18 protein-coding genes are annotated in these 23,647 nt (G+C 60.4%); 14 read left to right on the top strand and 4 right to left on the bottom strand.

What is annotated here, in order from left to right:
* Positions 1–166: 166 nt before the first annotated feature.
* On the top strand, positions 167–4,750 hold the full coding sequence (locus ACKJSM_RS20860; RefSeq protein ID WP_410238699.1) for a dermonecrotic toxin domain-containing protein: 4,584 nt from the start codon (positions 167–169) through the stop codon (positions 4,748–4,750).
* Between the two features lie 59 nt (positions 4,751–4,809).
* Here ACKJSM_RS20860 and ACKJSM_RS20855 read toward each other — a convergent pair whose 3' ends face one another.
* On the bottom strand, positions 4,810–5,079 hold the full coding sequence (locus tag ACKJSM_RS20855; protein ID WP_236178480.1) for a PepSY domain-containing protein: 270 nt from the start codon (positions 5,077–5,079) through the stop codon (positions 4,810–4,812).
* A 153-nt stretch (positions 5,080–5,232) separates the two neighbouring features.
* Between ACKJSM_RS20855 and ACKJSM_RS20850 the strand changes: the two genes are divergently transcribed.
* Positions 5,233–6,234, top strand: coding sequence for a FecR family protein (locus tag ACKJSM_RS20850; RefSeq protein WP_410238698.1), 1,002 nt, complete (start codon positions 5,233–5,235; stop codon positions 6,232–6,234).
* A 63-nt stretch (positions 6,235–6,297) separates the two neighbouring features.
* On the opposite strand, the gene ACKJSM_RS20845 is transcribed toward ACKJSM_RS20850, so the two are convergent.
* Positions 6,298–8,634 (bottom strand): acylase, encoded by a 2,337-nt coding sequence (locus ACKJSM_RS20845; RefSeq protein WP_410238697.1) that lies wholly within the window; start codon positions 8,632–8,634, stop codon positions 6,298–6,300.
* A gap of 292 nt (positions 8,635–8,926) precedes the next feature.
* Between ACKJSM_RS20845 and ACKJSM_RS20840 the strand changes: the two genes are divergently transcribed.
* Entirely contained in the window at positions 8,927–9,304 is a 378-nt protein-coding gene (locus ACKJSM_RS20840) for a fe2+ zn2+ uptake regulation protein (RefSeq protein WP_236178475.1), read from the top strand.
* Between the two features lie 18 nt (positions 9,305–9,322).
* Here ACKJSM_RS20840 and ACKJSM_RS20835 read toward each other — a convergent pair whose 3' ends face one another.
* Entirely contained in the window at positions 9,323–9,511 is a 189-nt protein-coding gene (locus tag ACKJSM_RS20835; RefSeq protein ID WP_410238696.1) for a hypothetical protein, read from the bottom strand.
* Positions 9,512–9,668: 157 nt separating this feature from the next.
* Between ACKJSM_RS20835 and ACKJSM_RS20830 the strand changes: the two genes are divergently transcribed.
* The 6 genes from ACKJSM_RS20830 to ACKJSM_RS20805 all read left to right on the top strand — a co-directional run bounded on the left by ACKJSM_RS20830 (position 9,669) and on the right by ACKJSM_RS20805 (position 17,101).
* Positions 9,669–9,806: a hypothetical protein gene (locus ACKJSM_RS20830; RefSeq protein WP_236178473.1), complete on the top strand. Its 138-nt coding sequence runs from the start codon at positions 9,669–9,671 to the stop codon at positions 9,804–9,806.
* 262 nt (positions 9,807–10,068) lie between these two features.
* Positions 10,069–11,328, top strand: a complete 1,260-nt coding sequence (locus ACKJSM_RS20825; protein ID WP_410238694.1) for an MFS transporter — start codon at positions 10,069–10,071, stop codon at positions 11,326–11,328.
* Complete coding sequence (locus ACKJSM_RS20820; RefSeq protein WP_410238693.1) at positions 11,328–12,458, top strand: acyl-protein synthase; 1,131 nt, start codon at positions 11,328–11,330, stop codon at positions 12,456–12,458. The genes ACKJSM_RS20825 and ACKJSM_RS20820 overlap by 1 nt, the downstream gene beginning before the upstream one ends.
* Position 12,459: 1 nt before the next feature.
* A complete protein-coding gene (locus ACKJSM_RS20815) occupies positions 12,460–14,877 on the top strand; it encodes an aldehyde dehydrogenase family protein (RefSeq protein ID WP_410238692.1) in 2,418 nt (805 codons plus the stop codon).
* A 17-nt stretch (positions 14,878–14,894) separates the two neighbouring features.
* Positions 14,895–16,184 carry a phenylacetate--CoA ligase family protein gene (locus ACKJSM_RS20810; protein ID WP_410238691.1) on the top strand — a complete coding sequence of 430 codons (1,290 nt, stop codon included), beginning with the start codon at positions 14,895–14,897 and terminating at the stop codon, positions 16,182–16,184.
* Positions 16,184–17,101, top strand: coding sequence for a GNAT family N-acetyltransferase (locus ACKJSM_RS20805; protein ID WP_410238690.1), 918 nt, complete (start codon positions 16,184–16,186; stop codon positions 17,099–17,101). Before ACKJSM_RS20810 ends, ACKJSM_RS20805 begins: the two co-directional genes overlap by 1 nt.
* 40 nt (positions 17,102–17,141) lie before the next feature.
* Here ACKJSM_RS20805 and ACKJSM_RS20800 read toward each other — a convergent pair whose 3' ends face one another.
* Positions 17,142–17,675, bottom strand: a complete 534-nt coding sequence (locus ACKJSM_RS20800; RefSeq protein ID WP_236178467.1) for a hypothetical protein — start codon at positions 17,673–17,675, stop codon at positions 17,142–17,144.
* A 382-nt stretch (positions 17,676–18,057) separates the two neighbouring features.
* Here ACKJSM_RS20800 and ACKJSM_RS20795 point away from each other — a divergent pair, with 382 nt between their 5' ends.
* The 5 genes from ACKJSM_RS20795 to ACKJSM_RS20775 all read left to right on the top strand — a co-directional run bounded on the left by ACKJSM_RS20795 (position 18,058) and on the right by ACKJSM_RS20775 (position 23,171).
* Positions 18,058–20,049: a methyl-accepting chemotaxis protein gene (locus ACKJSM_RS20795; protein ID WP_085696421.1), complete on the top strand. Its 1,992-nt coding sequence runs from the start codon at positions 18,058–18,060 to the stop codon at positions 20,047–20,049.
* Between the two features lie 163 nt (positions 20,050–20,212).
* Positions 20,213–20,659, top strand: coding sequence for a DUF411 domain-containing protein (locus tag ACKJSM_RS20790; protein WP_236178466.1), 447 nt, complete (start codon positions 20,213–20,215; stop codon positions 20,657–20,659).
* Positions 20,659–21,093, top strand: coding sequence for a YqaA family protein (locus tag ACKJSM_RS20785; RefSeq protein ID WP_236178465.1), 435 nt, complete (start codon positions 20,659–20,661; stop codon positions 21,091–21,093). Before ACKJSM_RS20790 ends, ACKJSM_RS20785 begins: the two co-directional genes overlap by 1 nt.
* 85 nt (positions 21,094–21,178) lie before the next feature.
* Positions 21,179–22,204 carry an alpha/beta fold hydrolase gene (locus tag ACKJSM_RS20780; protein ID WP_236178464.1) on the top strand — a complete coding sequence of 342 codons (1,026 nt, stop codon included), beginning with the start codon at positions 21,179–21,181 and terminating at the stop codon, positions 22,202–22,204.
* A gap of 13 nt (positions 22,205–22,217) precedes the next feature.
* A complete protein-coding gene (locus ACKJSM_RS20775) occupies positions 22,218–23,171 on the top strand; it encodes a D-2-hydroxyacid dehydrogenase family protein (RefSeq protein WP_236178463.1) in 954 nt (317 codons plus the stop codon).
* Positions 23,172–23,647 lie beyond the last annotated feature (476 nt).

The raw sequence follows: 23,647 nt of genomic DNA, 5'->3' as shown, positions 1-23,647 counted from the left end.
CGAGATGCCAGCCCCCACGCCACCGTTGTTATTCCCCGAAACCTTCGACTCACCGAGCCTGTGGCCCGAACTGGGCAAGGCCCACGGCCTGAGTGAAAAGGATTTGCGATGGCTCGGCCATGCCAGACTGGCATCCGACGCACTGCGTCGCCAGCAAGACCCATCCATGGTTATCGAGCGTGTTCTGCTTCCCATCGCCGGCGAGGCGCCCGTGCCATTGGCTGGCGCCTTTGTCATCGGCGATACGCCGGACGACAGGGGGCTGATCCTCTACACCCCACTGGCGGGCATCCAGAAGTTCCACAACCGTGCCGACTTGAAAGAGCGGCTCGAACGACGGCTCAACGACGTCGATGAGCAGGATAAACTGCTGGCGTTCCTGGCCTTGCACCAGCGCCAGCGATTACAGGGCGCGGAGCGTATTTCAATGACGCTCACCCGCTTCACCGGTGACGTCTTCGCCGAGCAATTGGCTGACTTTCGGCAGAGCCTGCTGCTGAATGCCGGCACAATGTGCGAGGAGCTGAAAAAGCTTCCGACACTGAGACAGCTCCTGGAGGCGCTGCTGGATGAGTTGCTCCAGCCTCACTTCGGGTCATTGCCGCAAAGCCGCACTCAAGTCAGCTTCAACCGACTGGCCGACCTCATGAGCCTGAGTGACGCCGTACTGATGTACTACCGCCACCAGCATTGGCCAACCGAACAGCCGCCGCACTTTTCCAATCCGGGAAGAACACCGGCCACCGAAGATCAGGCGCAATGGGAGAAAGCGGTCATACACGCAGCAAGCAAACTGCCAGCGCTGTTGTTCCGGCATTTGGAGCGTTATTGGGAAGCGCCATCCGCCCTCGGACTGTCGCGACGCACCCTGTTTGGCCAGGCGCTGGAAGATCAGGCGTACAGCGAATGGATGTCCAGGCGCGAAAGCGGCGTTATCGATGCCGGGCAATTCAACACGCTGCAGCAATTGATCCGGCCGGTCGCTCAGGCCGCACGCTTTCCAGTCGTGGAAAACGTGCGTCTTTGGGAGCGCGAAGCCAATTATGTGGAACTGGCGGGCTCACTGATGATCAGCGAGCCTCATGCCTTTCTCTACACGCCCGCTCACGGCTTGCAACTGCTCAAGGACTACAGGGATCTCAAGGACACGCTGAGGGCAAAATTCCTCGCCAGGGGCCACGAAGACGAACTCTATGGCCTGCTGAGCCTGGACGAACGGAATCGTTTTCTCGGATTCGGCCAGCCGCAAGTGACCGGCGAGCGGATTGTCGGTGACATTTTCAGGATTCTGTTCGAGTCGATCATCACCAAACAACGGCAGAACATCGAATATGCGCTGCAGGTCTTTCGCCACAGCGACGGAGCCGTGAACCTGCACGCCCTGTTCGACAAGAGCCTGGACATCCGCTCGATGATCCATGAACGGCTGCAGCAAATCGATGCGGGCGGACGCTGGAGCACGCATCCAGTGATTGCCGGCAACCAGCAACCTTCCGTGGTGCTGGCGGACAAGGCGCTTGCAGCGATCAAGACGTTCGATTCGGTGGCTGCACCAATCCTCGAGCAACTTAAGGCTCAGCCGATGGCGAACCTGGCGATCCAGCGCTATTGGCTCGAGCGCCTGAAACCGGATCTGGCCCAAGCCTGGTTCGTGGGGGTCAATGGTGAAGCCAGGCTCCGGTCGCTCACAGGCTCCCTGAGCCCCTCGGTGCAGGCCATTGTCAGCAATGTCATCAATGCCGATCAGCCGAGCCGTGCGCAGCGCTCCGCCCTCAACGGCTTCCGCCCGGACGCTTACGCACTGACGCTTGAATGCGCCGCCCGCCAGATTCCGGTGCCCCTCGCCCACTGCGTCTTCATCACCGAACGTGGCGGGCTCGACGAACAACACTCCGGACGCGCCGTGTTGTGGACCCCGGCCCTCGGGCTGGAGGTTTTCGATACCGTAGCCGTCGCCCGGCAGGTATTGAACCGGCGCCTGGGGGACAGCGACCAGTGCCTGTTCCTGCTGGAAAACATCGCCCCCTCGCAGTACCAGCCCCATCGACGGTACAGCCTGGGACCGTTTCAATACATCGATGGCAATGTATTGCACGAGCGCATGCAGTCCACCCTCGAACACTATCTGGACCGTTGCCAACAGGTGCGCGAACGGATCAGCGACGTCACCCGCCGTGACAGGGCACTGGCAGCATTGCGCAGTGCCTGCTTGCCCACCAACCTGCCGCTGGCCAGCGCCCACGCCCGGGCAATCGCTACCCAGCAGACACTTCCCGCCTGGCTGGGCATGGCACCGGTCCGGGAACAGAAGCGGCATGTCGAGCTGCTGGAACAGTGGTACCGGAGCGTCACTGACGACAAGGACTACCTGTCCGGCGTACCGTCCCTGGTTGAACATGTCGAGCAGACATTGAAATCAATGTTCGACAGCCGCTTCCCCGGTAACCGGCTGGCCCCGCATGAGATCGAGATCACCCCCAATCTGGCGTTGGCCGGCCCGGCGCGGCCTCTGGCGGAGTTTGCCCTGAATCACATCAACGTTGCCCAGGGCACCGGTTTCAGGATCACCTCGAAAAGCGCCAAGACTTTGCCGGCCGGACTGGATCAAACCGCCGTGACGCAAATGCTGCTGTCACTGGCGATACCGACCACCTACGCCCGGAAAGTGATGCAGGCGCTATCGGCGAACACCCCCGAAAGCCACGCGCGCAAACAACGTTTTTTTCGCCAGCTCCCCTGGCAGCTGCTGCAACATGCCCATGCAGCCAAACTGCAGCAACATCTCTCAGACAATGCCTTCGGCCTGATCCATCAGGTCCTGGACATGCCCGACGCCCTTGCGCGAGCAGCCGTGCCCGGCGCCCATGCCATCGCCAGCCCGCTGGCGCTGATCAAGACTGCGGGGGCAACTGCCGTATTCGTTCAGGGGATGTATGTTTTCACTCCCGGCAAGGGGCACAAGGGCCCTCTGGTGCTCTATACGCCGTATGCCGAGCAGGTTTTCCAGGAGTTCGAGGACGAAAAAAACCTGATTGCAGCCCTCAACATGCCCGGTCTCTTGCAAGACCTGCTGCTGCGCCGTCTGCCTGACAGCGAACGAGCGATATTGCGCAACCTGCTGATGTCGTCCATTGGCCAGACCAGCGAAATGAAACTGGCCATCCATGCAATTGAAGGACATCTGCTGGAGGAGCTCTACAACGACAATCTTCTGCTTCTGGAACAGCAGTTGGGCACCCAGAAAAACCCTGAATCGCAATTCGACTGGGAGACAGCGAAAATCCTGTTCAGTCAGGAAATAAGGCAGCTCAGCGCTATGTTCCCCGGCAAGCTGGGCTACATTCCTGTTCTCTGGAAAGCCTATGACGACTTCAAGGACTCCGCCGAAGCCCTGCAGAATCACCATTGGAAACGGGCGTTGAAGTCGTTTATCCAGGGCGCCGAGCAAATGGTTCTGGTGGGCTTGCTACCGCAGGCATCGGGCGCAACGCAAGCCGTTGCCGACGAAGTTCAAGCGACGGCTGACACCGCGGAACTGGCCAGCATTGACCTGACGTCACCCGCACGCACATCGCTGCAATCGTTCGAAGTGACAGACATTGCGCTCAAGGATCTGAAGTTCAATCCGAATCAGGGCACCTACCTGCAAATATCGCGCAACCGCCATTTTGCAGCGGTTGATGGCAAGGTGTATCCGGTCGTCAAAAGCGGTAATGCCTGGCGTCTGGCAGACAGTGTGATCCAAGGTCCGCTCTTCCAGAAAAACGGCCCTCGCATGGTGCGAGTCGCCGATCACCAGACCGTTCACTACGGCCAGGCATTCGGCAGACTGGTCGAACGCCAGAACACCACCTACATGCGCCGCACAATGCTCAATATCGAAGCGCAGGGGATGGATGAAATCCGCGTCAGGTTTCCTCTCAAAGCCCGGGCGCTGGTGAATGCCATCGACCAGGCACGACGCTACGCCTTCTATTGCCTGCATAACCTGGTCCCACTCGCCAACGGCGCCCTCCATTCACGAGTGAACCGTTTCCTGAAGGACTTTTTCAATGTGCCGACGGTCACGCTGGAGCTTCTCTCCAGGATCAACGCGGCCATTGTGCCGATCTGCAACGCGCTGGTGGACCCCTCCGATGAACTGCTCGACACCGACCGTTTCGTCGTCGGCTCCAACAAATTGCTGCACGATGTCATCGCTTTTGTGCTCGACGGCGATGCGCGGAAGCGGGTGCACTTCACCGAGCATTTTTTCCAGCAACAGCTGGATCATTACAAACCCTTTATTCTCGAGCCGTTCGATGTAGATGGCCATGCGCAGGCATCCACGTTGATACACGAGTTTTCCCATCAGTTCAGCAAGGCACTGGATATCATTACCCTCAGGGCGCGGGAGCCGTTCAGCGACTTGATATCGACGATAACCTCTGGTGGTTTGGCGTTATACAACGACCTGGTCTCCGACCAGCAGTCAGCCCTGTCTCTGAGTACACCGCGTGCCAGACTGTTCGCCGAGTGGAACGCTGTCCTCAAGACCTGGGTCGATTTCGACAAGGTACCGGGCATGGAACTGATCCACGCAGAGATCCTGCGTTTGACCGGCGCCCGGAACCTTCGTGAGGCGCGCGATGCGTTCCTCGACCAGCAATCTGCAAACGCACGCACCGCTGTCATCCTGCGCAACGCCGATTCCATTGCCCGTCTGATCTGTGAAGTCGGCCGCCAGCTGGATCCTGTGCCAGCCCCCTGAAACAGGCAAAAAAATGCGCAGGCTCGACACCTGCGCATTCTGGGCCACAGCGTTCGGGATCAGTCCTTTTGATCGCGCAAGACATTGCCCGATGCACCGTCGATACGGAATTCGTAAACCACACCGTCAGCCTTGCGCCCTTCACCTTTCCAATAGCCGTCGTTGTCGGCCTCGATTTCATAAACCTCGACATACCCGGCCTTGGTCTTGGCGGTTTCGATGGCCTTCTCGATCGTGATCCATCCTGCGCCGGGACGGTCGGCCAGCGCCAAACCGGCACTCAGAAGGCTGGCTGTTGCGACGAAAGCGGCCAAGGTTTTTTTGATCATTTTTCACTCCATATCCGGATACTGTTTACGGGACATCCTGATTTTTTGGGGGCGATTGAACGAAAAAAGTTCAATGTTTGATGGGCAATTGCCATGACCTTGTTCTCGGCGCCTTCCCCTCAAGGTTAGAATGCGGGAAATCAGGACGAGTCAATGACCCAGAACACCCTCTCGGAAGCCGAATACGATGCGATCACCGATGCCGCCGCGCATTGGTGCATGCGTCTGCACGCCGTTGACTGCACCGCTGAAGAGCGCATGGCGTTCGAACAGTGGCGTGATGCGCACCCGCTTCACGCATTTGAATACGAGGCGATGCTGGAGATCTGGGACGTTGCCGAGCACCTGCCGCGTCCGGAACCCGCACCGGTCGTGCCGATCCGCCAACCGGTCAGATCGTGGCGCCAGTACGCCGCGGCGGCTTCTGTCTGTGCACTGGCTTTGCCACTGGCTGCCTGGGCCGGATGGAACCTCGGCTGGTTGCCCGACCGTTATCAGCATTTCGCGGCCACCGACAATGTCCGCCATGTCACTCTGGATGACGGCAGTCAGGTCGAGCTGAACCTCAACACCGAGCTGACCTACAGCAATTACAAGGACGAGCGTCGCGTCACCCTGAAAAAGGGCGAGGCGTTCTTCGAAGTCAGCCATGACCTGAGCCACCCGTTCATCGTCAGGGCCGCCGAAGGCCGGATTCGCGTGACAGGCACCCGCTTCAACGTCTGGATGTATGAGGATCAAGTGAAGGTGAACCTGATCGAAGGTTCCGTGCGGGTGACCAGCAATTCCCGACCAGGCGTTGATGGCTTGCTTCTGAGCCCTTCGATGCAGGCACGTTACAAACACGGCGATGACATACCGCAGATCAGCCAGACCTACGCCAATGACAACTCGCTGGCCTGGCGCAACGGCAAACTGGTGCTCGACAACCTGCCGTTGAGCGAAGCGCTGCCGCAGATCAACCGCTACCTGGCTAAACCCCTGATGCTGGCCGACAACGCCACCGGTTCAATCCGGGTGGGCGGCATTTACAACATCAAGGAGTTGAACAGCTTTGCCAGTTCGCTGCCGAAAGTGTTGCCGGTGTTCCTGACCCGCAACAAGGACGGCAACCCGGTGATCAACCCGATGCCGCAGCAACCACCCAAAAACTGAAGGCCGTTCCCGTAAGAGCGCGGCCTTCTGCTTTGGCGGCTGTCGCCGGGTTGAAACCGCTGATTAATGCGCCGCGACGTTCCCCGCTTTTTCCAGATCATCGCGCACGGTTTGCACCTGATACTGCGGATCGGCCTTGATCTGCTGTTCGGTGAACGGCAACACACTCCATTGTTTCTTCGAGAAGGCTTCGGTCTGATCCCGGGAATACTTCGACGCCGGATCGCTGGACAGCGAGAACGCCAGCAGCCCCTCGGCATGTGGCCCCTTGTCGTCGAATGTCACGACCTGCAGGTAACTGGTGCCGCTGACCACTTCCAGCTTGCCGTCCTCACGGGGCACACTCTGAATGGCGTTATAAATGCCCAGCGTCCCCGGGCCACCGTGGATCGGCGTTTGCTGACCACCGCTGCTGACCACCTGCACATCCCCCCAGCGGGTGTTGGCGGTCAGGCCCGTTTTTGCCGCCGATTCGGCCGATGCCAAAATGGCCTCGCGCAGTGCCTTGGCCACTTCAGGCTTCTCAACGGCCAGCCCCCGCGGGGTGTGTTGCGCATCCTTGGGATCGAACGCCACGCGCCAGGCCTGCGGTGATTGCTGCATCGCTTGCATGATGTTCTGGAAATGCACCAGACCGATGCCCGACTCCAGATTCGCCCGACCGTCCCATGCCTTGAGACTGCCGCACACCGATTTCAGCGCGGCCTCAGACTGTGAAGCACAGAACTTCAGCAAGTCCGGCACCACCTGGTTCGCCAGGAACACCTGATCGTCCATCACCATGCGTTGCAGATCCTGCACCGAGACCGGGCCTTTTTTGCTCAAGGTTGCCAGACGATCCAGCGCAAAGCGCGAGCGCAGGCCCAGCGGTTGCCCGTCCTGACTGATCAGCGGCGAGAAGCCGGTGAGCGGTTGCGCCGGGTTGGCCAGCCAGGCCGAATCGTTGGAATGCTGGACGAAATCCTTGCGCAACAACTGCGGCAGCTGACTGGCGGCGTAAATACCCTTCTGCGCAGCTTGCGGGTCGATGTCCCAGGCGCAGGCGCTGTTGGAACCGTCGAGCACGATCATTTGCAGGCCGATGCGCGGGTCGCTGCATTTGGCCAGTTTGTCGGCACCGACGTTCGGCACCACCGACAGGTTCATGTACAGCGTCTGGCCCTTGTCATCCACCGCCAGGGTATTGACCCACGGGATGCCCTGGATCGTGTGCACCGAATCCTGCAGATCCTTGAGATTGCCGGCGCGGTTCATGGCGTACCACTGTTTCAACACTCGGTCGTTGTCGAGGTTGGCATCGCGCAGGCTATAGGCGAACTGATTGTCCCAGTCGAGCTTGCCGGGCCACTGCACGATCGGGCCGAACTGCGAGCTGAAGATATCCCGCGACACCGGTACCACTTGGCCGTCCGCCTGCTTGACCTGCACCGTGACCGTCTGTTTGTTCATCGGCAAGGACTGACCGTCGAGCAGGTAACGGGTCGAATCCTTCGGATCGAGCTGCAGGCGATACAGGGTAAAGTGCTTGGACGAGTCGACGGTGTGAGTCCAGGCCAGGTGTTGGTTGAAACCGATATTGATCATCGGCAGGCCCGGCAGCGCTGCGCCCATCACATCGAGCTTGCCGGGAATGGTCAGGTGCATCTGATAGAAACGCATGCCGCCGACCCACGGAAAATGCGGGTTGGCCAGCAGCATGCCGCGACCATTGAACGAGCGCTCGCTGCCCACCGCCACGGCGTTGCTGCCGCGGTCCAGGGCGAAGCGTTGCTGGCGCGTGTCCGCCAGTTGGTAAGCCTTGGCATCATTTTCGATCTGCGCAGTGGCCTGCGGCGGTGTTGCGCCTGCCAGGGCTTCGGCGAACTGACCGACACCGCCCTCGACCAACAGGCGGCGGGTCAGCTTCACCAGGTCTTCGGCGGCGATATCGCGCACCCATTCGCCCTGGCACTGTTGCGGCAGTCCCTGCTGGCGACGCTCGGCCAGGTAACGGTTATAGCCGGCGGCGTAACCCTCCACCAGATCACGCACTTCGACCGGCTGCGCCTGCCAGAAAGCACTTACCGCCTGCGGCGTATTGAGCCATTGGAAAAAGACGTCGCTGACGCGGTTCTCGCGCTCTTCGACCGTCAATTGTTCCGGCCCGAAGTACCGCGAGCGCTCGCCGTTGACCGTCACGATCTCGTTGGCCAGCAGGCACAGGTTGTCCTGCGCATAGGCGTAACCGATACCGAACCCGAGACCGCGTTCGTTTTCCGCGCGGATGTGCGGTACGCCAAAGGCTGTGCGACGGATATCGGCGCCGGTCTGGCTGGAAGGGCTGAACGCCTGTGCCGGCAGACTCAGCCCGAGAAACAGGCCGGCAAGGGTCAGTCCGGTGAATTGCCTGGAAATAGTCACGCTCGCTCCTGATCGAAATGCCGAAGAGCGAACCGCCCGCCACCGTGAACACGTCGGGCCCGGCTCGCTCTGAAATCACCCACGCGTCACGCGCAATGAGCCTTTCCAGATAACGAAGCCGTGGAAAAAAATTTAGTCGGTCACACACCCGTTCGTGCCGCAATCACAGGCAAACGACAAAACCACGACAAATTTTCTACATTTTTCGCTTCATGATTTGTCGGGCTGAAACGTCTTGTTTAGAGAGAGCACGAAAAACCTTTCCTGATCAGGCTCTGAAAGGAGAAATCGCATGTACAACCCACTACTACCATCGGACGGTAGCCAGACCCCCAAAGGAGCGCCCATGGGTTCACACGCCGACGTATTCGGGCAGCGGGTCGAGCGTCACGGCAATGAACGCATCCGTTTGCTGCTCAAGAGCTTCGGGCTGCGCACCAGCCTGATTCGCCTCAAAGTCATCGATACCCTGCTGGTTGCCGCCGAGGACGACCGTCGTCTGGGGGTGCGTGGCGTGCATAGCCAACTGCTGGATCTGGACATTCCCTTGTCCTTCCTCAGCGTGCGCGAAGTACTCAAGCGCCTGTGCGCCGAAGGCGTGATCACGTACAACGACGACAAGAGCTATAGCCTCCATCCCCAGGCCGCCGCCGTGCTCAACCACGATTGAGGGGCGCGGCAGACGCCGTCAGGGCTTGACCTTGCGGCGCATCACGCCGTTGATCACCACGACCACCACTGCCACACCGATGGCGATGTACTGGAACGTTTGCTCGCTGAGCTCGCCGGCGTTTTGCAGCCAGGACAGGCCGAGCATGATCAGCAGTACGGCGACGGCGATCAGAATCGAATATTTCAAGCGTTGCTTCTGGGTCATTACAGGTTCCTGAACCGTTGGAATGTATCGGGTTTGTATCGGCGTTGATGCCATGCGCATACCCTTTCACGGGGATGCTTCGCCGCAATCGGGGTCTCATGTTACAGCCGATCAAGAGCTTTGGCTTCAGGCGGCTTTAACCATGAGGATTTTCGAAATGCTGCGTCGAATCACCTGGCTGATTCCTGTCCTTGCACTGCTCACCCTGAGCGGCTGCATCATCTTTCCCCACGGCGGCTGGCATGGCGATCATCGCCACTACGCGCCGCAAGGTCCGGGCGACTACCATCGTTAAGTCATGCCACGGCAAGGATGCCAGCGTCCCTTCATTCAAATGCAACAACTGATTTAGTGACAGCCGAAATGCCCACAGGAATGTGGGCATTTTTCTTAGGACTCTATCCACTATCTTGTCAGGCAATTCGCCCTGGCGTGTAGGCATCCCGACCTACGTAACATCACGTAAACCCTCGTCATAGAGCGTCACAGCAATGACGTAGGAACAGTCCTACCCCGCCCCTACCCTTTGCACTCTCTCTCGAATCTCGTGGAAGCGTATGCAAAGAACTCTCATCAATCTCTCGCCCCGGCAGGCGCTCGGTTTCTGCCTCGCCATCATGCTGTTCGAATGGCTGACCTACATGGCCAGCGACATGGTCATGCCAGCGATGCTGACCGTCACTCGGGATCTTGAAGCCGATGCCCGTCATATCCCCAACGCGTTCAATCTTTACCTGATCGGCGGCGCGTGCCTGCAATGGTTGATCGGGCCTCTGTCCGACCGGTTCGGCAGACGCCGATTGTTGCTGGCAGGTTGCGCATTGTTCAGTGCAACGTGCGCAGCGACAGTGCTCGCACCCGGCATTGAAACTTTCAACGCATTACGGCTGCTGCAAGGCATGGGACTTGGCTTTGTGGTGGCTGTCAGCTATCCCGCGCTTTCGGAAGTGTTCTGCGAAGCCGATGCCGTGCGCCTGATGGCACTGCTCGGCAATGTTGCACTGCTTTCGCCGCTGATCGGCCCCCTGCTGGGCAGCCTGTTGCTGGAATGGCTCAGCTGGCGCGAACTGTTTCTCGGCCTGGCCATGGTTGCGCTGCTTGCATGGACCGGACTGTACGCCTGCATGCCCGAAACCATCGGCGTGATCCGTCGTGATGGCACGCAACAAGCGCCTGTAACCTTTTCCCTTCGCCAGATCGGTGCTCGATACCTTGCGTTGTCGCGCAACAGAAACTTTCTCGGGACCTGCGTTGCACTTGGCCTGATGAGCCTGCCGCTGATCGCCTGGATCGGTCTTGCACCGCTGTTGCTGGTCCAGTCACTGGGGCTGACAACGCGAGAATATGCCCTGTGGCAGATTCCGGTGTTCTCGGCGGTCATTCTCGGCAATCTGATACTCGACCGATTGCTGCCCACCCGTGAATTGCCGCAATTGATTCGCCTGGCACTGTGGCCGTATTGCCTGGGGCTGCTGACCCTGGTGGCAGTCGCCATGACCAGCCTGCCGCTCATCGCGCTGGTTGCCGGCCTCGCGCTGTACGCCGTAGGCCTGGGCATGAGCAACGCGGCCCTGTATCGGCTGGCGCTGTTTTGCAGCGATGACAGCAAAGGGCTGGTTTCGGCCGCGATCGGCATGATTTCGATCGCCGTGATGGGGGCCGGTGGATCGCTGATTGCCGCTTTCGGCGGCGGTCTTCGCCTCGAGTTCTTTGCGCTGCTGGCCGCACTCGGCGGTCTGCTGTGCCTGCCTCTGCTCAACCGGTTTCTGCCTGCTGCGCCAAGGCCGACCGGTCAACATAACGATAAGGACGTCTGATGTTCCAATTCCCCCACAGCGATACGCTCTGCGCGTTGACGCAACCCTATTGCCCGGATTCCGTGCCGGGCGGGCTGTTCGACCAGGCCATGGCCGAGATCAGCCGTTTCCACAGCCTGCACACCCCGGGCTACGAGCACTGGCTGAACGCCAACGGGCTGACCTTGGACGACCTGGCCAACCTCGACGACTGGTCGCGTCTGCCGCCCATATTCGCCAGTTTTTTCAAGCAGCAACCATTGCTCAGCCCCACCGGCACCCACGCGCTGGAACTGACATCCTCAGGCACCAGCGGTCAGAAAAGCCGCATGCGTTACGACCAGCGCAGCCTGGGGGCGGCCCAGTACATGGTCGAACGCATCTTTCACCATTATGGCTGGAGCACTCCACACACGCCCTGCAACTACTTGCTTTTGAGCTATGAGCCCGAGGGCGCGATCAGCCTGGGAACCTCCTTCACCGACCAGTTCCTGTGCCGGTTCGCCCCCGTCAACCGAGTCGCCTACGCGCTGCGCCATACAGGACGCGGCCATGAGTTCGACAGTTTCGGCGTCATTGCAGCGCTGCAATCCTTCGCCGAAGAAGGCTTGCCCGTACGGATTCTCGGCTTTCCTGCCTTTCTCTGGCAGGCCCTGGAGCGCATGCGAGCCACCCGGGTCGCTGATCTGCAACTGGCCACGGATTCGCTGGCACTCTTCGGGGGTGGCTGGAAAACCCATGCCGCGCAGGAGATTCCCCGTCAGCGACTGTACGAGCGCATGCACCAACAACTGGGCCTTCAGGTCACCCGCTGCCGTGACGGTTACGGCGCGGTCGAGCATCCGGTGCCTTACCTTGAATGTGCTCATCATCATTTCCATGTTCCCGTCTATTCGAAGGTGTTCGTGCGCAATCCATCCGACTTCACGGTTCTGCCGTATGGCCGTCAGGGCTTGCTGAGTTTCGTCTCGCCCTACATTTCATCGAGTCCGGCCCATGCGGTCGTCATGAGCGATCTGGCCACCCTGCATCCGGGCGCCACCTGTGGCTGCGGTCTGTCCGCGGACTGGTTCGAACTGCACGGCCGCGCCGCGACCACGGCCGGCAGAAGCTGCGCCATGGCCGCCGCCGAATTGCTGGGGAGGCACTGACATGTACCTGATCAACGGACAGCTGCATGCCGACTGCCGGCTCGCCGACGCACTGGATCAATTGAACCTGGACCTGCCACAACGCCTGGGTAAGGCACTCAGGCACACGACAGTCATCGATGCGGTGGCCGCTTTCGCCACACGACTGCACGATCCGGCTCTCGATCTGCCCCTGGATCCCGACCACCGGCAGTCCCTGATCCAGTTTTGCCAGCCTGAGGCGCTGAAACGCAAGCTGGCACGTGAGCTGGGTGAACAACCGGATACCTTGCGCCGCATCGACTACCGCCAATCACGCTTCGAACGCTGGAGCCCGCTGGGCCTGGTGGTGCACATCACGCCAGGCAATGCGCCCCTGTTGGCATTCTGCGCGATCATCGAAAGCCTGCTGGCCGGCAACGTCAACTGGCTGCGTCCCAGCAGCAGTGACGATGGGCTGACAGCCCGATTGCTGCATGCACTGGCGCAGTGCGACAGCACCGGTCAAATCGCCGGCCACGTTGCGGTCATCCCGACAACGACCGCGCAGATCGGCCAACTGTGCCAATCGGCCAACGGTGTCTCGGCCTGGGGCGGTGAAGCGGCCCTGCAAGCCATCCGCCAACAACTGCCGGCCGGATGCCGCTGGATCGACTGGGGTCATCGGATCAGCTTCGCTTACCTGACACCCGACGCTCGCTCGCCAGAGGCGCTGGACGCGGTGGTCGACGAAGTCTGTCGTCTCGACCAACAGGCCTGCTCAAGCCCGCAATGGCTGCTGGTGGACAGCGATGACAAGGAGGTTCTGCGCAGTATCGGCAAGGCCCTGGCAGAGGCGTTCGACCGTCGGGCCCACCACTGGCCGCCCCTGACGCCCTCCATTCAGGAGGCTTCGCAAATCACCACCGTGAAGGCGATGGCACAGCTGGCTCACAGCTTTGTCGGTACCACCGGCCAGATCTGGGAGGCACCGGGCTGGCGGGTGATCTGGGCGCACGACCGACAACTCGGCCCCTCGCCGCTGTTTCGCACGGTGCTGCTCAAACCGCTGCCCCGCGCACAAATCATCCGCACGCTGTTGCCCTGGCGGAATGTGCTGCAAAGCTGCGCCCTGATCTGCACCGAACACGAGACAGCCGAACTGTCACAAACGTTGATCTCGGCGGGCGTCACGCGCATCGCCCCCGCAGTATCGATTCACGAAGGTTACGAAGGCGAACCCCACGACGGTGTCTATGCCTTGCAGCGCCTGAGTCGGCGAGTGTCGGTCAGCCTGCCGGTTGCGACGCTGTCCATCTGTGCCACGCTTGATCCGCTACCGGCCCCGCCCTGCATCGCAGGTCGTCCGATCATGAACAAGGAAACGTTTGTCACCCGCCCAATCAATCCGGCGGCCCGCCTGTACTTCCGCTCCGGGGGCAGCAGCGGCGTTCCGGCGTTGTCGGGTTTCAGTTACCGCGATTTTGATCGGCAAATGCGTGCCGCCGCCGATGGGCTGTTTGCGGCAGGCCTCGACCCGGCCCGGGACCGGGTGATGAACCTGTTCTTCAGTGGCGGCCTGTATGGCGGTTTCTTCAGTTTTTCCAAAGTGCTGGAGCTGCTGGGTGTCACTCATCTACCGATGGGCGCACCCGCCGATGACGATTACCGCGAAATCGCCCGTTTGATCATCGATCAACGTGTCACCACGCTGGTCGGCATGCCGAGCACCCTGCACCGACTGTTTATCAACGAACAAGCCCGATTGCGTGCCTATGGCGGCATCGAAAAGGTCTTTCTCGGCGGTGAGCATCCCGGCGAACAGAGCCGTGCTTTGATGCACCGCTGCGGCGTCAGGCTGATCCGTTCGGCCATTTACGGCAGCGTCGATGCCGGCCCGCTCGGCCATGCCTGCCCGGCAACATCTGACGGCGTATTCCACTTGATGAGCGATATCCAACACCTGGAAATCGTCGGGTTCGAAGCCGACCGGCCGGTGACCGGCGATGAAATCGGGCGTCTGGTTTTCACCTCGATAGAACGGCAAGGTCAGGACGTTCAGCGATATGACCTTGGCGACAGCGGCCGCTGGATACCCGGCCGCTGTGCATGCGGGCTGCCTGCTCCACGCTTCGAGTTGCTGCAGCGTCACGGCCGGCTGCTGCGCATCGGCACGGACTTCATTTGTCTGGAAACACTGGCTCGGCATCTGCAAGTCGAATTCCAGCTGGTCCTGGAGCATGCACCCGACGGGCTGGAGCGGATGCGGTTTCGCAGTTCCCTGCCTGCCCGCGACGTACATGACCGCCTGCAGGACTACCCGACACTGGCGACCCTCATCCGCACGGGACTGCTGACGGTGGACGCCGAACGCTGTGCGATCGATCAGTTCGCCCGAAACAAACACAGCGGGAAGACGCCGCAGGTCATCGACAACCGTAACGTGAGTCACGCTCTCTGATTTGCAAGGAATGCACCATGAACACAAGGATTGAGTTGAACGAGCTCGTGGCGTTTGCACGTCGCCATTCAAGCTTTTATGCAGGCCACTTCGCCGATGTGCCCGAACACGTCACTTCGCTGGCTCAATTGCCGGTGATCGATCCCGCTGCCTACTGGGAAGGCAGCCAGGATCTGGACCACTGGCCTGCACTGACCGGCTCTCTGGAAAACGCACTGGTATTCAAGACGGGAGGCACCACCAGCGCCGGCAAATTTTCGGTTTTTCAACGCGAGGAATGGCAAGCGCTGGTGGAGGATTTCGGCCGCAGTTCAAGCAGCCAGTTGAGCGCAGGCGATCGTATCGCCAATCTGTTTTTTGCTGGCGACCTCTACGCCAGTTTCATCTTCACCCACGATGCCCTGGCACATGTGGAAATGGATATCGTCGAATTTCCGTTCACCGGGCATGTCGACTCGCGCATCCTCGCCGATGCCATCGCCCGGCACCGGATCAATGTGCTGGCCGGTCTGCCCGCCCATTTGCTGTCCTTAGCTGCCTGGCTTGAGCAGCACGGCCGGGTACTCGAGGGCGTGACCACCCTGCTCTACGCCGGAGAAAGTCTGTTCCCGGCACAACTGCGACGACTGAGCCAGGTCTTTCCCGGAGCACGCATTGCTTCTCTGGGTTATGCCAGCGTCGACGCCGGTTTCATCGGCGCCAGTCAACGTGACTGCGACCTGGGTGAACATCGTGCGGCTGACAACCATAGCGTGCTGGAGATTCTCGACGAGGAAACCGGAGCGGTGATTGACGGGTGCAACCAGGTGGGCCGGCTGGTGGTGACCAACATGAACCGTCGGTTGATGCCGTTGATTCGCTATCCGGTCGGCGATCGCGCTTGTTGGCGAGAGCCCGGTAACGTTCCCCGGCGCAAATTCGCGTTGATGGGACGCTGTGCCGACAGTCAGCGGGTTCGCGTCGGGGTACTGACCCTGCTGCCCCAGGCCATCGGCCAGACCGTACAGCGGATTACCGGCAGTGAAGACTGGCAACTGGTGATCGAACAGAACGGCACGAAGGATATCCTTCGCCTGCTCTGGGTACCCGATACCCTGTCGTCGATGGGCGAACAGGCAGACCGGTTACTGCACCGAGCGTTGATCGAAGCCTATCCATTGATCGAAGAGTTGAGCACCGGGCATTTGCTCGAATTGCAGATCCGCCGCTGCACGATTGAGTCACTGGCACGCCATCCACGATCAGGCAAACAACAGCGTGTAATCGATCTGCGTGTCTACAACGGTCTGCACCGGGAGGACGATTGATGGAACCGCTGATCCTGCGCAGTTACCGCGACAGCGATGCCCGTTCCGTCAGCCAACTGTTCAAAAAGGTCTACGGCGACCAATACGCTCAGCCGCATGTTTATCTGCCGCGCATGATCACCCAGAACCATGTCGGCGGGCGCTGGCATTCATTGGTGGCGGTGTCGGGGGATCAGGTACTGGGACACGCTGCATTGGTTCGCGATAAAGGATCGCGCATCGCCGAACTCGCGTTGAGCGTCGTGGACCCAGAGAGTCGTCGCCAGAACATTGCCACTCGGCTGGGCCGACAATTGTTGATTCATGCCCAGGCGTTTGGATGCCATGGCGTGACGATCAAACAGATGACCCATCATCCCTACACGCAACAGATGGCTGCCCGCCTGGGTTTTCACAGCACCGGGTTGCTGCCCGATCATGCTCCTTCACCCTTTGGTGAACCGGTACCGGAATCGTTGGTGCTCGGTTATGTCCGGATCGACGGCTATCAGCGCCCGTTGCCAAGACTCGCATGGCCGGATGGCTGCCACGAATTCATGCAGCAGATGGTCGACATGTTCGGGACACGGGACAACGCATCGCCCTGGATCGGCGACCCCATACAACTGGATCAGCGCTGGGGACGCTATGACGGCGTATTGGAATCGCTTGACGACGGATTGCTCAAGCAACTGCAGCAGTTGCCGGACCATTGGCTGATTTCGATCAGGCTCAGACTGGCGCAGGGTTTCGACAGCGCCTGGTGCCAGTTGTCGACCCTGGATTTCACATTCACCGGACTGGCACCCGATGAAAAAGGCTCGGGATGGCTGGCGCTGTTTCATCGCGGATTCCAGCCAAGAACGCTGACATTGGACTGTCCGCGGATGCAACGTCTGCAGGAGGACATGCGGCGTCGGGAACCCAAGGCTCCATGAACGATGAGGCCCGCTCCGTTACCGGGGCGGGCCTGCCTCATCAAGCCTTGGCGCTGACACCTTTGTCGGTCGGAGGCTTGCGCTCTCCACCCTGACCGTAGGTCTGCAGGTTCTGCAGCACATAGATGGCTTTCTTGTACTCGGGGATCAACGTATTGGCGTACTTGTTGCCCTTGAGATTATTGGTCTGGATGGTATCCAGTTGCGTCGCGAAATACTCCAGCGCATTGAACTTGGCATCCGGATCCTTCTGAATGCCGAAGCGATCAAACTTGTCGCCGGCGTTGAGCAAGGTCATGGACGTGATCTCGGAAATCAGGCCCCGACTGCGCAGCATTGCACTGAGGCTGCCCAATTGCTTGGCCGAAACATTGGTTGGATCGAAGCCCTTGATGTTCTTGTGCAGACCCTGCTTGTCCATCTCCGCTGTGCTGATCGCGGTCGGGTCGTTGCCGACCAGGGCCAGCATTTGCTTGACCTTCACGCTTTGAGAAACCGGTTTGCTCGAGCTTCCTGTATCTCGAACCAGCAAACCCGCCTTGGGTTGCCAGGCACCGGTATAGCCGATAGTCATGAGCAGGCTCCTTGCGAGGAAAACATGAAAAATTCCTTGTTGGATGACTTTTGAGTTGCCCGGAGTATCGGCCGGCAAACTAATGGCACCAACTTCTTTCTGCACTTTTTTACAATTTTTGTACATTCACGATACAAACCGGTAACAGCCCCGTAAATGCAGGGTTAGAGCGCTCATGACAATGCGATGAAAGTGGGTTTATTGCTCTAATGTTCGGCACAGTTAGTTCTCACGTAACGGGCCGGATACGTTCCATCGGTCGGGATCGCGGCTTTTAGGACGAAAGTACCTAAAGCTTCCCGAACTCGCGACGATACGCTAGGAAGCCCGCGCTGTTTTTTCCCTGCCCACAATAAGAATCCCTGCTCAAGGACCGGTTTCCATGCCCGCATTCCGCACCATTCAGGCTCGCTACACATTGTTTCTGGTTCTGTTCATTCTGTTGCTGTCGGTGCTGACCGTGGTTGGCATCAGCCAGTTGGTCGCGCCCAAGTTGCGCCATACCGAAGAACAGGTGGTGCTCAACCGTATCGCTGAAGTGGCCGAACAGATCCAGGGCGAATTGAACAAGGTCCAGGCGCAACAGCGCAGCATCACCCAGACCATCCCGCTGCTCGACAGCGCGGCCATCGACACCGTATTGCCGGGGCTGGTGGATCAATACGGTGAGCTCAAAGTATTCGGCGGCGGTATCTGGCCGTTGCCCGGCCAGCGTGAGGCCGGACGCAACAAGTTCAGTACGTTCTGGCACCGTGATGCCTCCGGCAAACTGGCAGTGAACACGTTCTGGAACAGCGACGCGGCGCCCAACTATTACGACCAGAGCTGGTACAAGGGCGGCATGCAGACCCCACGCGGCCAATGTGCCTGGGCCGCTGCCTATAAAGATGACGCCAGTGCCGAGCCGCGCACCAACTGCGCCATGGCCATCCAGAAAAACGGCAGCGCCTGGGGCGTCTCGACCATCGACGTGACCCTGGGCTTCTTCAACGATCTGGTGGCGCGCAAGGAAAAAGACCTCAACGCCGAAATGCTGATCGTCGAGGCCGACGGCAAGATCATCAGCAACAGCTCGCGCATCAGCGGGCCGATCGTGTTGAAGAACATCAGCGAACTGGCCGGCGGCTCGACCTTCGCCAGCCAGGTCAAGGCCGGGCTGCAAAACCGCGAGCAGGCGCAGCGCGTCGAATTCGACAATCACGGTGAAGCCAGCACTTTTTTCATGCGCCCGATCGAAGGCACCCCGTGGTTCCTCGCCACTGCCCTGCCGACCAAAATGCTCACTGCCCAACGTGACGATGTGCTCAGCAGCCTGAGCCTGTTGCAGATTCCGCTGGTGATCCTGCTGGTGCTGTTGCAGGTCTACGCGATTCGCCAACTGGTTTCGCGCATGAAAGCGCTGAAAGCCAACATCGATTCGCTGTCCAGCGGCGATGCCGACCTGACCCGGCGCATCACCATTCGCGCTGAAGACGAACTCGGCGCCATCGGCCATTCGGTCAACACCTTCATCGCCTATCTGCAGAACATGATCGGCGAAGTCACCCAGGCCACCGGCGCCATGGCCTCGAGCCTCGACAACCTGCAGCGCACCTCGGCGCACACCAGCCAGATTCTGCTGCGCCACGCCTCGGAAACCGACCAGACCGTGACCGCGATCAACGAAATGAGCTCGACCGCCGAAAGCGTCGCGCAGAACGCTGCCGAAACCGCCGCCTTCACCCAGCGCGCCAACGAAAACGCCGACCGCTCCCGCATTGTGGTCGGTGAAGCGTCCGGCAGCGTGGTGGCGTTGATCGACGAAGTGGCCAGCGCCACCCATAAGGTCGAAAGCATGCAGCAGGATGCCCAGCGCATCACCGAAATCCTCGGCGTGATCGGCGCCATTGCCGGCCAGACCAACCTGCTGGCGCTCAACGCGGCCATCGAGGCGGCGCGCGCCGGTGAACAGGGTCGAGGATTTGCGGTGGTGGCGGACGAAGTGCGTGCCCTCGCCGCCCGCACCCAGGCCAGCACCTCGGAAATCAACGAAATGTTGACCCGCCTGACCCAGGGCGTGAGCTCGTCGGTCAGCGCCATGGAAAACACTCAGGCCAGTTGCCAGTCGGCCGCCGATGCCACCACCCGGGTCAACAGCGGGCTGGACGAAATGGCCGGTGCGGTCAGCCACATCAACAGCCTCAGCACCCAGATCGCCACCGCCGCCGAACAGCAGAGCGCAGTCACCGAAGAGATCAACCGCAGCATGGTGCAGATCCGCCACATGGTCGATGAGCTGGTGGAAAGCGGCCAGGCCAGTGAACTCAATACCCGCCAGCTGCTCGAAGCCAACAGCCGAGTGAGCGCGATCATGGGCCGCTTCAAGGTTCGCTGACCGTTTTGTCATCTGGCGCTCAGTGGCCTGTCAGCTTTGATCTACGATCATGTTGGCAGGCCTGCCTCGTATCACTTGGAAACACTCCGTTGATGCCAGGCGGGAAAAACCGGTCAAAATGCCTTCCTTTTTGACCGTTCCTCCTCTGAGCCGAGAGCCCTCCATGCGAAACCATCTGCGTCTGGCCGCCCTGAGCGCCCTGTTCATCTCCTCCTTGGCACAAGCCGCCGACCTTATCCCGATCGAAGTCCATCGCGACGCCAACTGCGGCTGTTGCAAAAAATGGATCAGCCATCTGGAAGCCAATGGCTTCAAGGTCGAAGACCATGTCGAAAGCGACATGAGCAGCTTCAAGCAGCAGCACGGCGTGCCGCCGCGTCTGGCGTCCTGTCACACCGCGATCATCAACGGCAAATTCGTCGAGGGCCATGTTCCGGCGGAACAGGTGCTGGCCCTGAGCAAGCGTGACGATCTGCTGGGCGTTGCCGCACCGGGCATGCCGATGGGCTCGCCGGGCATGGAAATGGACGGTAGGAGCGATGCCTATCAAGTGATCGGCCTGAAGAAGGACGGCGCCGATGTGGTAGTGGCGGATTACCCGGCCCATTGATGACGGCGGGTTATTTCGGGCTGTTCCTGGCCGCGTTTGGCGCGGCCACGCTGTTGCCGCTGCAGTCGGAAGCCGTGCTGGTCGGGCTGCTGGTCAGTGATCGCTACTGGCTTTGGGGGCTGTTGGCCGTGGCCACGCTGGGCAATGTCCTCGGTTCGCTGGTGAACTGGTGGCTGGGGCGCGGGCTGGAACGGTTTCAGGACCGCCGCTGGTTTCCGGTCAGCCCCAAGCATATGGAGCGCGCCCGCGTTCACTATCAGCGTTACGGTCACTGGTCGTTGCTGTTCAGCTGGTTGCCGGTCATTGGTGATCCGCTGACGCTGATCGCCGGGGTCATGCGCGAACCCCTCGGACGATTTCTGCTGATCGTCACCCTCGCCAAAGGCGCTCGCTATGGGGTGCTGGCGATGCTCACCCTCGGCTGGCTCGGTTGAACGATCGGGCCCGGGCATTGCCTGTGTTTAACGTCGCCCTAATCCGGCCGCTCCAGCATCGGCCGATTTCTTGTGGAGTTGTCCCATGTCTGTTTCGCTGACCCGCTGGCTGCCCGGCCTGGTGCTGACCGCCGCCCTGCCCCTGCTCGCTCACGCCGAAGGCCCGCAATACGGCCCGGAATTGCAGGGTTTCGAGTATCCCTACACCCTCAAGCATTTTGCCTTTCAGTCCCAGGGCAAGTCCCTGCAGATGGGCTACATGGACGTCGCCGCCCACGGCAAGGCCAACGGACGCACCGTGGTGCTGATGCACGGCAAGAATTTCTGCGGCGCGACCTGGGACAGTTCGATCAAGGCCCTGAGCGAAGCCGGCTACCGGGTGGTCGCCCCGGATCAGATCGGTTTCTGTACCTCCAGCAAACCGGATCATTACCAGTACACGTTCCAGCAACTGGCGGCCAACACCCAACAACTGCTCAAGGCGCTGGGCATCCAGAAAGCCACCCTGCTCGGCCACTCCACCGGCGGCATGCTCGCCACCCGTTACGCCCTGCAATACCCGGATCAGGTCGAGCAACTGGCGCTGGTCAACCCGATCGGTCTGGAAGACTGGAAAGCCCTCGGCGTGCCGTATCGCAGCGTCGATCAGTGGTATCAGCGTGAACTGAAAGTCACCGCCCAGAGCATTCGCGATTATGAACGCACGACCTATTACGACGGCCGCTGGAAACCCGAATTCGACCGCTGGGTGGACATGCTCGCCGGCCTGAACAACGGTCCGGGCAAGACTCAGGTCGCATGGAACTCGGCGCTGATCTACGACATGATCTTCACCCAGCCGGTGTACTACGAGTTCAAGGACCTGAAGATGCCGACCTTGTTGCTGATCGGCACCTCCGACACCACCGCCATCGGCAAGGACATCGCGCCGCCGCAAGTGAAGGCGAAAATCGGTCATTACGAAGTGCTGGGCAAGCAGGTGGCGAAGCTGATTCCACAATCCACGCTGGTGGAATTCCCCGGCATGGGCCACGCCCCGCAGATGGAAGAACCGGCTAAATTCCACGAAGCACTGCTGGGCTGGCTGGACAAAACCAATCCCGTTCGTTGAAGAGGTAACGCTGATGGCGGTGCAGATTGCGGTGATCGATGACTGGCAGGACGTGGCCCGCGACGTGGTCGACTGGTCGGTGCTGGGCAGTCTCGGCGAAGTGACCTTTGTCCATGACTACCCGGCAGACAACGCCACGCTGGCCGAGCGTCTGGGCCGATACGAAGTGATCTGCGTAATGCGTGAACGCACGCGCTTCGATGAAGACCTGCTCAAGCGCTTGCCGAATCTGAAGCTGCTGGTCACCGGCGGCATGCGCAACGCAGCGCTGGACATGCCGGCCGCTGCCCGCCTCGGGATCAAGGTCTGCGGGACCGACAGCTATAAACACGCGGCACCGGAACTGACCTGGGCGCTGATCATGGCGGCCACCCGCAATCTGGTCAACGAAGCCAACGCCCTGCGCGCCGGCCAATGGCAGCAAGGGCTGGGCGGCGACCTGCACGGCAAGACCCTGGGCATTCTCGGACTCGGCAGTATCGGCCAGCGGGTGGCGCAATTCGGTCAGGTGTTCGGCATGCGAGTGATCGCGTGGAGCGAAAACCTTACTGCCGAGCGCGCGGAACAGGCCGGCGTCACCTATGTCGGCAAACAACAATTGTTCGAACAGGCTGACGTGCTGTCGGTGCACCTGGTGCTCAGCGACCGCAGCCGGGGGCTGGTCGATGCCCAGGCGCTGGACTGGATGAAGCCGACTGCCCTGCTGGTCAACACGGCCCGTGGGCCGATTGTCGACGAAGCGGCGCTGATCAAGGCCTTGCAGAAACAGCGCATCGGCGGTGCGGCCCTCGACGTGTTCGATCAGGAACCCTTGCCGGCGCTGCACCCGTTTCGCACCCTCGACAATGTGCTGGCCACGCCCCATATCGGGTATGTCAGCCGCCAGAACTATGCGTTGTTCTTTTCGCAGATGATCGAAGACATACAAGCCTGGTCAGCCGGCGAACCCGTCCGCCTGCTCAACTGAGCCTCCTCGCCTTCGCGGGCAATCCCTGCCCGCGAAGCAGCACCCGCTGTGCGCCTGCCAACACCTGTGTCCGCACCGCAACAGTGCGCTCGCACGCTTCCGGCGCCCGAAATCGTGACCGAGCGGTCACCATTTTGCATCATCGACACCGCCAGACATGCACTTCGTCGGGGCGTACCCCGTCCCCACGTCACGGTTTTCGCGAGCCTGCAATAGATTGTCGAACAATTCGTCCGCCAGCCCTGGCCCGCTCTAGGATCTGGCCTAGACTGATGTTCGCGGGGTAAAACCGGCCGGTCACAAAGCGGAAATTTTGTCGAAACTTTTGCTGATCGCCACGGGTCATCTGATAGGCAGGGCCAAAGCGACTGGTTCAAGTCTTGCAATGGCCCCCTCACCCATTCTGCTTGCACGTGTTGGGTAGCGTTTGCTCACCGATGCGTGGCGCGTTTGCGCCCGGCCACAGGACCTGGCCA

It is taken from the genome of Pseudomonas sp. PHC1, from assembly GCF_046487845.1.
Classification (GTDB): domain Bacteria; phylum Pseudomonadota; class Gammaproteobacteria; order Pseudomonadales; family Pseudomonadaceae; genus Aquipseudomonas; species Aquipseudomonas sputi.
The sequence above is the reverse complement of the archived record's forward strand: the minus strand, read 5'-3'. Positions and strand labels throughout refer to the sequence as shown.

Bases quoted from the DNA above. Each gene is read 5' to 3' on its own strand.
- ACKJSM_RS20860 (WP_410238699.1), top strand. From the start codon at position 167: ATGGTTATCGAGCGTGTTCTGCTTCCCATCGCCGGCGAGGCGCCCGTG.
- ACKJSM_RS20855 (WP_236178480.1), bottom strand. From the start codon at position 5,079: ATGATCAAAAAAACCTTGGCCGCTTTCGTCGCAACAGCCAGCCTTCTG.
- ACKJSM_RS20850 (WP_410238698.1), top strand. From the start codon at position 5,233: ATGACCCAGAACACCCTCTCGGAAGCCGAATACGATGCGATCACCGAT.
- ACKJSM_RS20840 (WP_236178475.1), top strand. From the start codon at position 8,927: ATGTACAACCCACTACTACCATCGGACGGTAGCCAGACCCCCAAAGGA.
- ACKJSM_RS20835 (WP_410238696.1), bottom strand. From the start codon at position 9,511: ATGACCCAGAAGCAACGCTTGAAATATTCGATTCTGATCGCCGTCGCC.
- ACKJSM_RS20830 (WP_236178473.1), top strand. From the start codon at position 9,669: ATGCTGCGTCGAATCACCTGGCTGATTCCTGTCCTTGCACTGCTCACC.
- ACKJSM_RS20825 (WP_410238694.1), top strand. From the start codon at position 10,069: ATGCAAAGAACTCTCATCAATCTCTCGCCCCGGCAGGCGCTCGGTTTC.
- ACKJSM_RS20820 (WP_410238693.1), top strand. From the start codon at position 11,328: ATGTTCCAATTCCCCCACAGCGATACGCTCTGCGCGTTGACGCAACCC.
- ACKJSM_RS20815 (WP_410238692.1), top strand. From the start codon at position 12,460: ATGTACCTGATCAACGGACAGCTGCATGCCGACTGCCGGCTCGCCGAC.
- ACKJSM_RS20810 (WP_410238691.1), top strand. From the start codon at position 14,895: ATGAACACAAGGATTGAGTTGAACGAGCTCGTGGCGTTTGCACGTCGC.
- ACKJSM_RS20805 (WP_410238690.1), top strand. From the start codon at position 16,184: ATGGAACCGCTGATCCTGCGCAGTTACCGCGACAGCGATGCCCGTTCC.
- ACKJSM_RS20800 (WP_236178467.1), bottom strand. From the start codon at position 17,675: ATGACTATCGGCTATACCGGTGCCTGGCAACCCAAGGCGGGTTTGCTG.
- ACKJSM_RS20795 (WP_085696421.1), top strand. From the start codon at position 18,058: ATGCCCGCATTCCGCACCATTCAGGCTCGCTACACATTGTTTCTGGTT.
- ACKJSM_RS20790 (WP_236178466.1), top strand. From the start codon at position 20,213: ATGCGAAACCATCTGCGTCTGGCCGCCCTGAGCGCCCTGTTCATCTCC.
- ACKJSM_RS20785 (WP_236178465.1), top strand. From the start codon at position 20,659: ATGACGGCGGGTTATTTCGGGCTGTTCCTGGCCGCGTTTGGCGCGGCC.
- ACKJSM_RS20780 (WP_236178464.1), top strand. From the start codon at position 21,179: ATGTCTGTTTCGCTGACCCGCTGGCTGCCCGGCCTGGTGCTGACCGCC.
- ACKJSM_RS20775 (WP_236178463.1), top strand. From the start codon at position 22,218: ATGGCGGTGCAGATTGCGGTGATCGATGACTGGCAGGACGTGGCCCGC.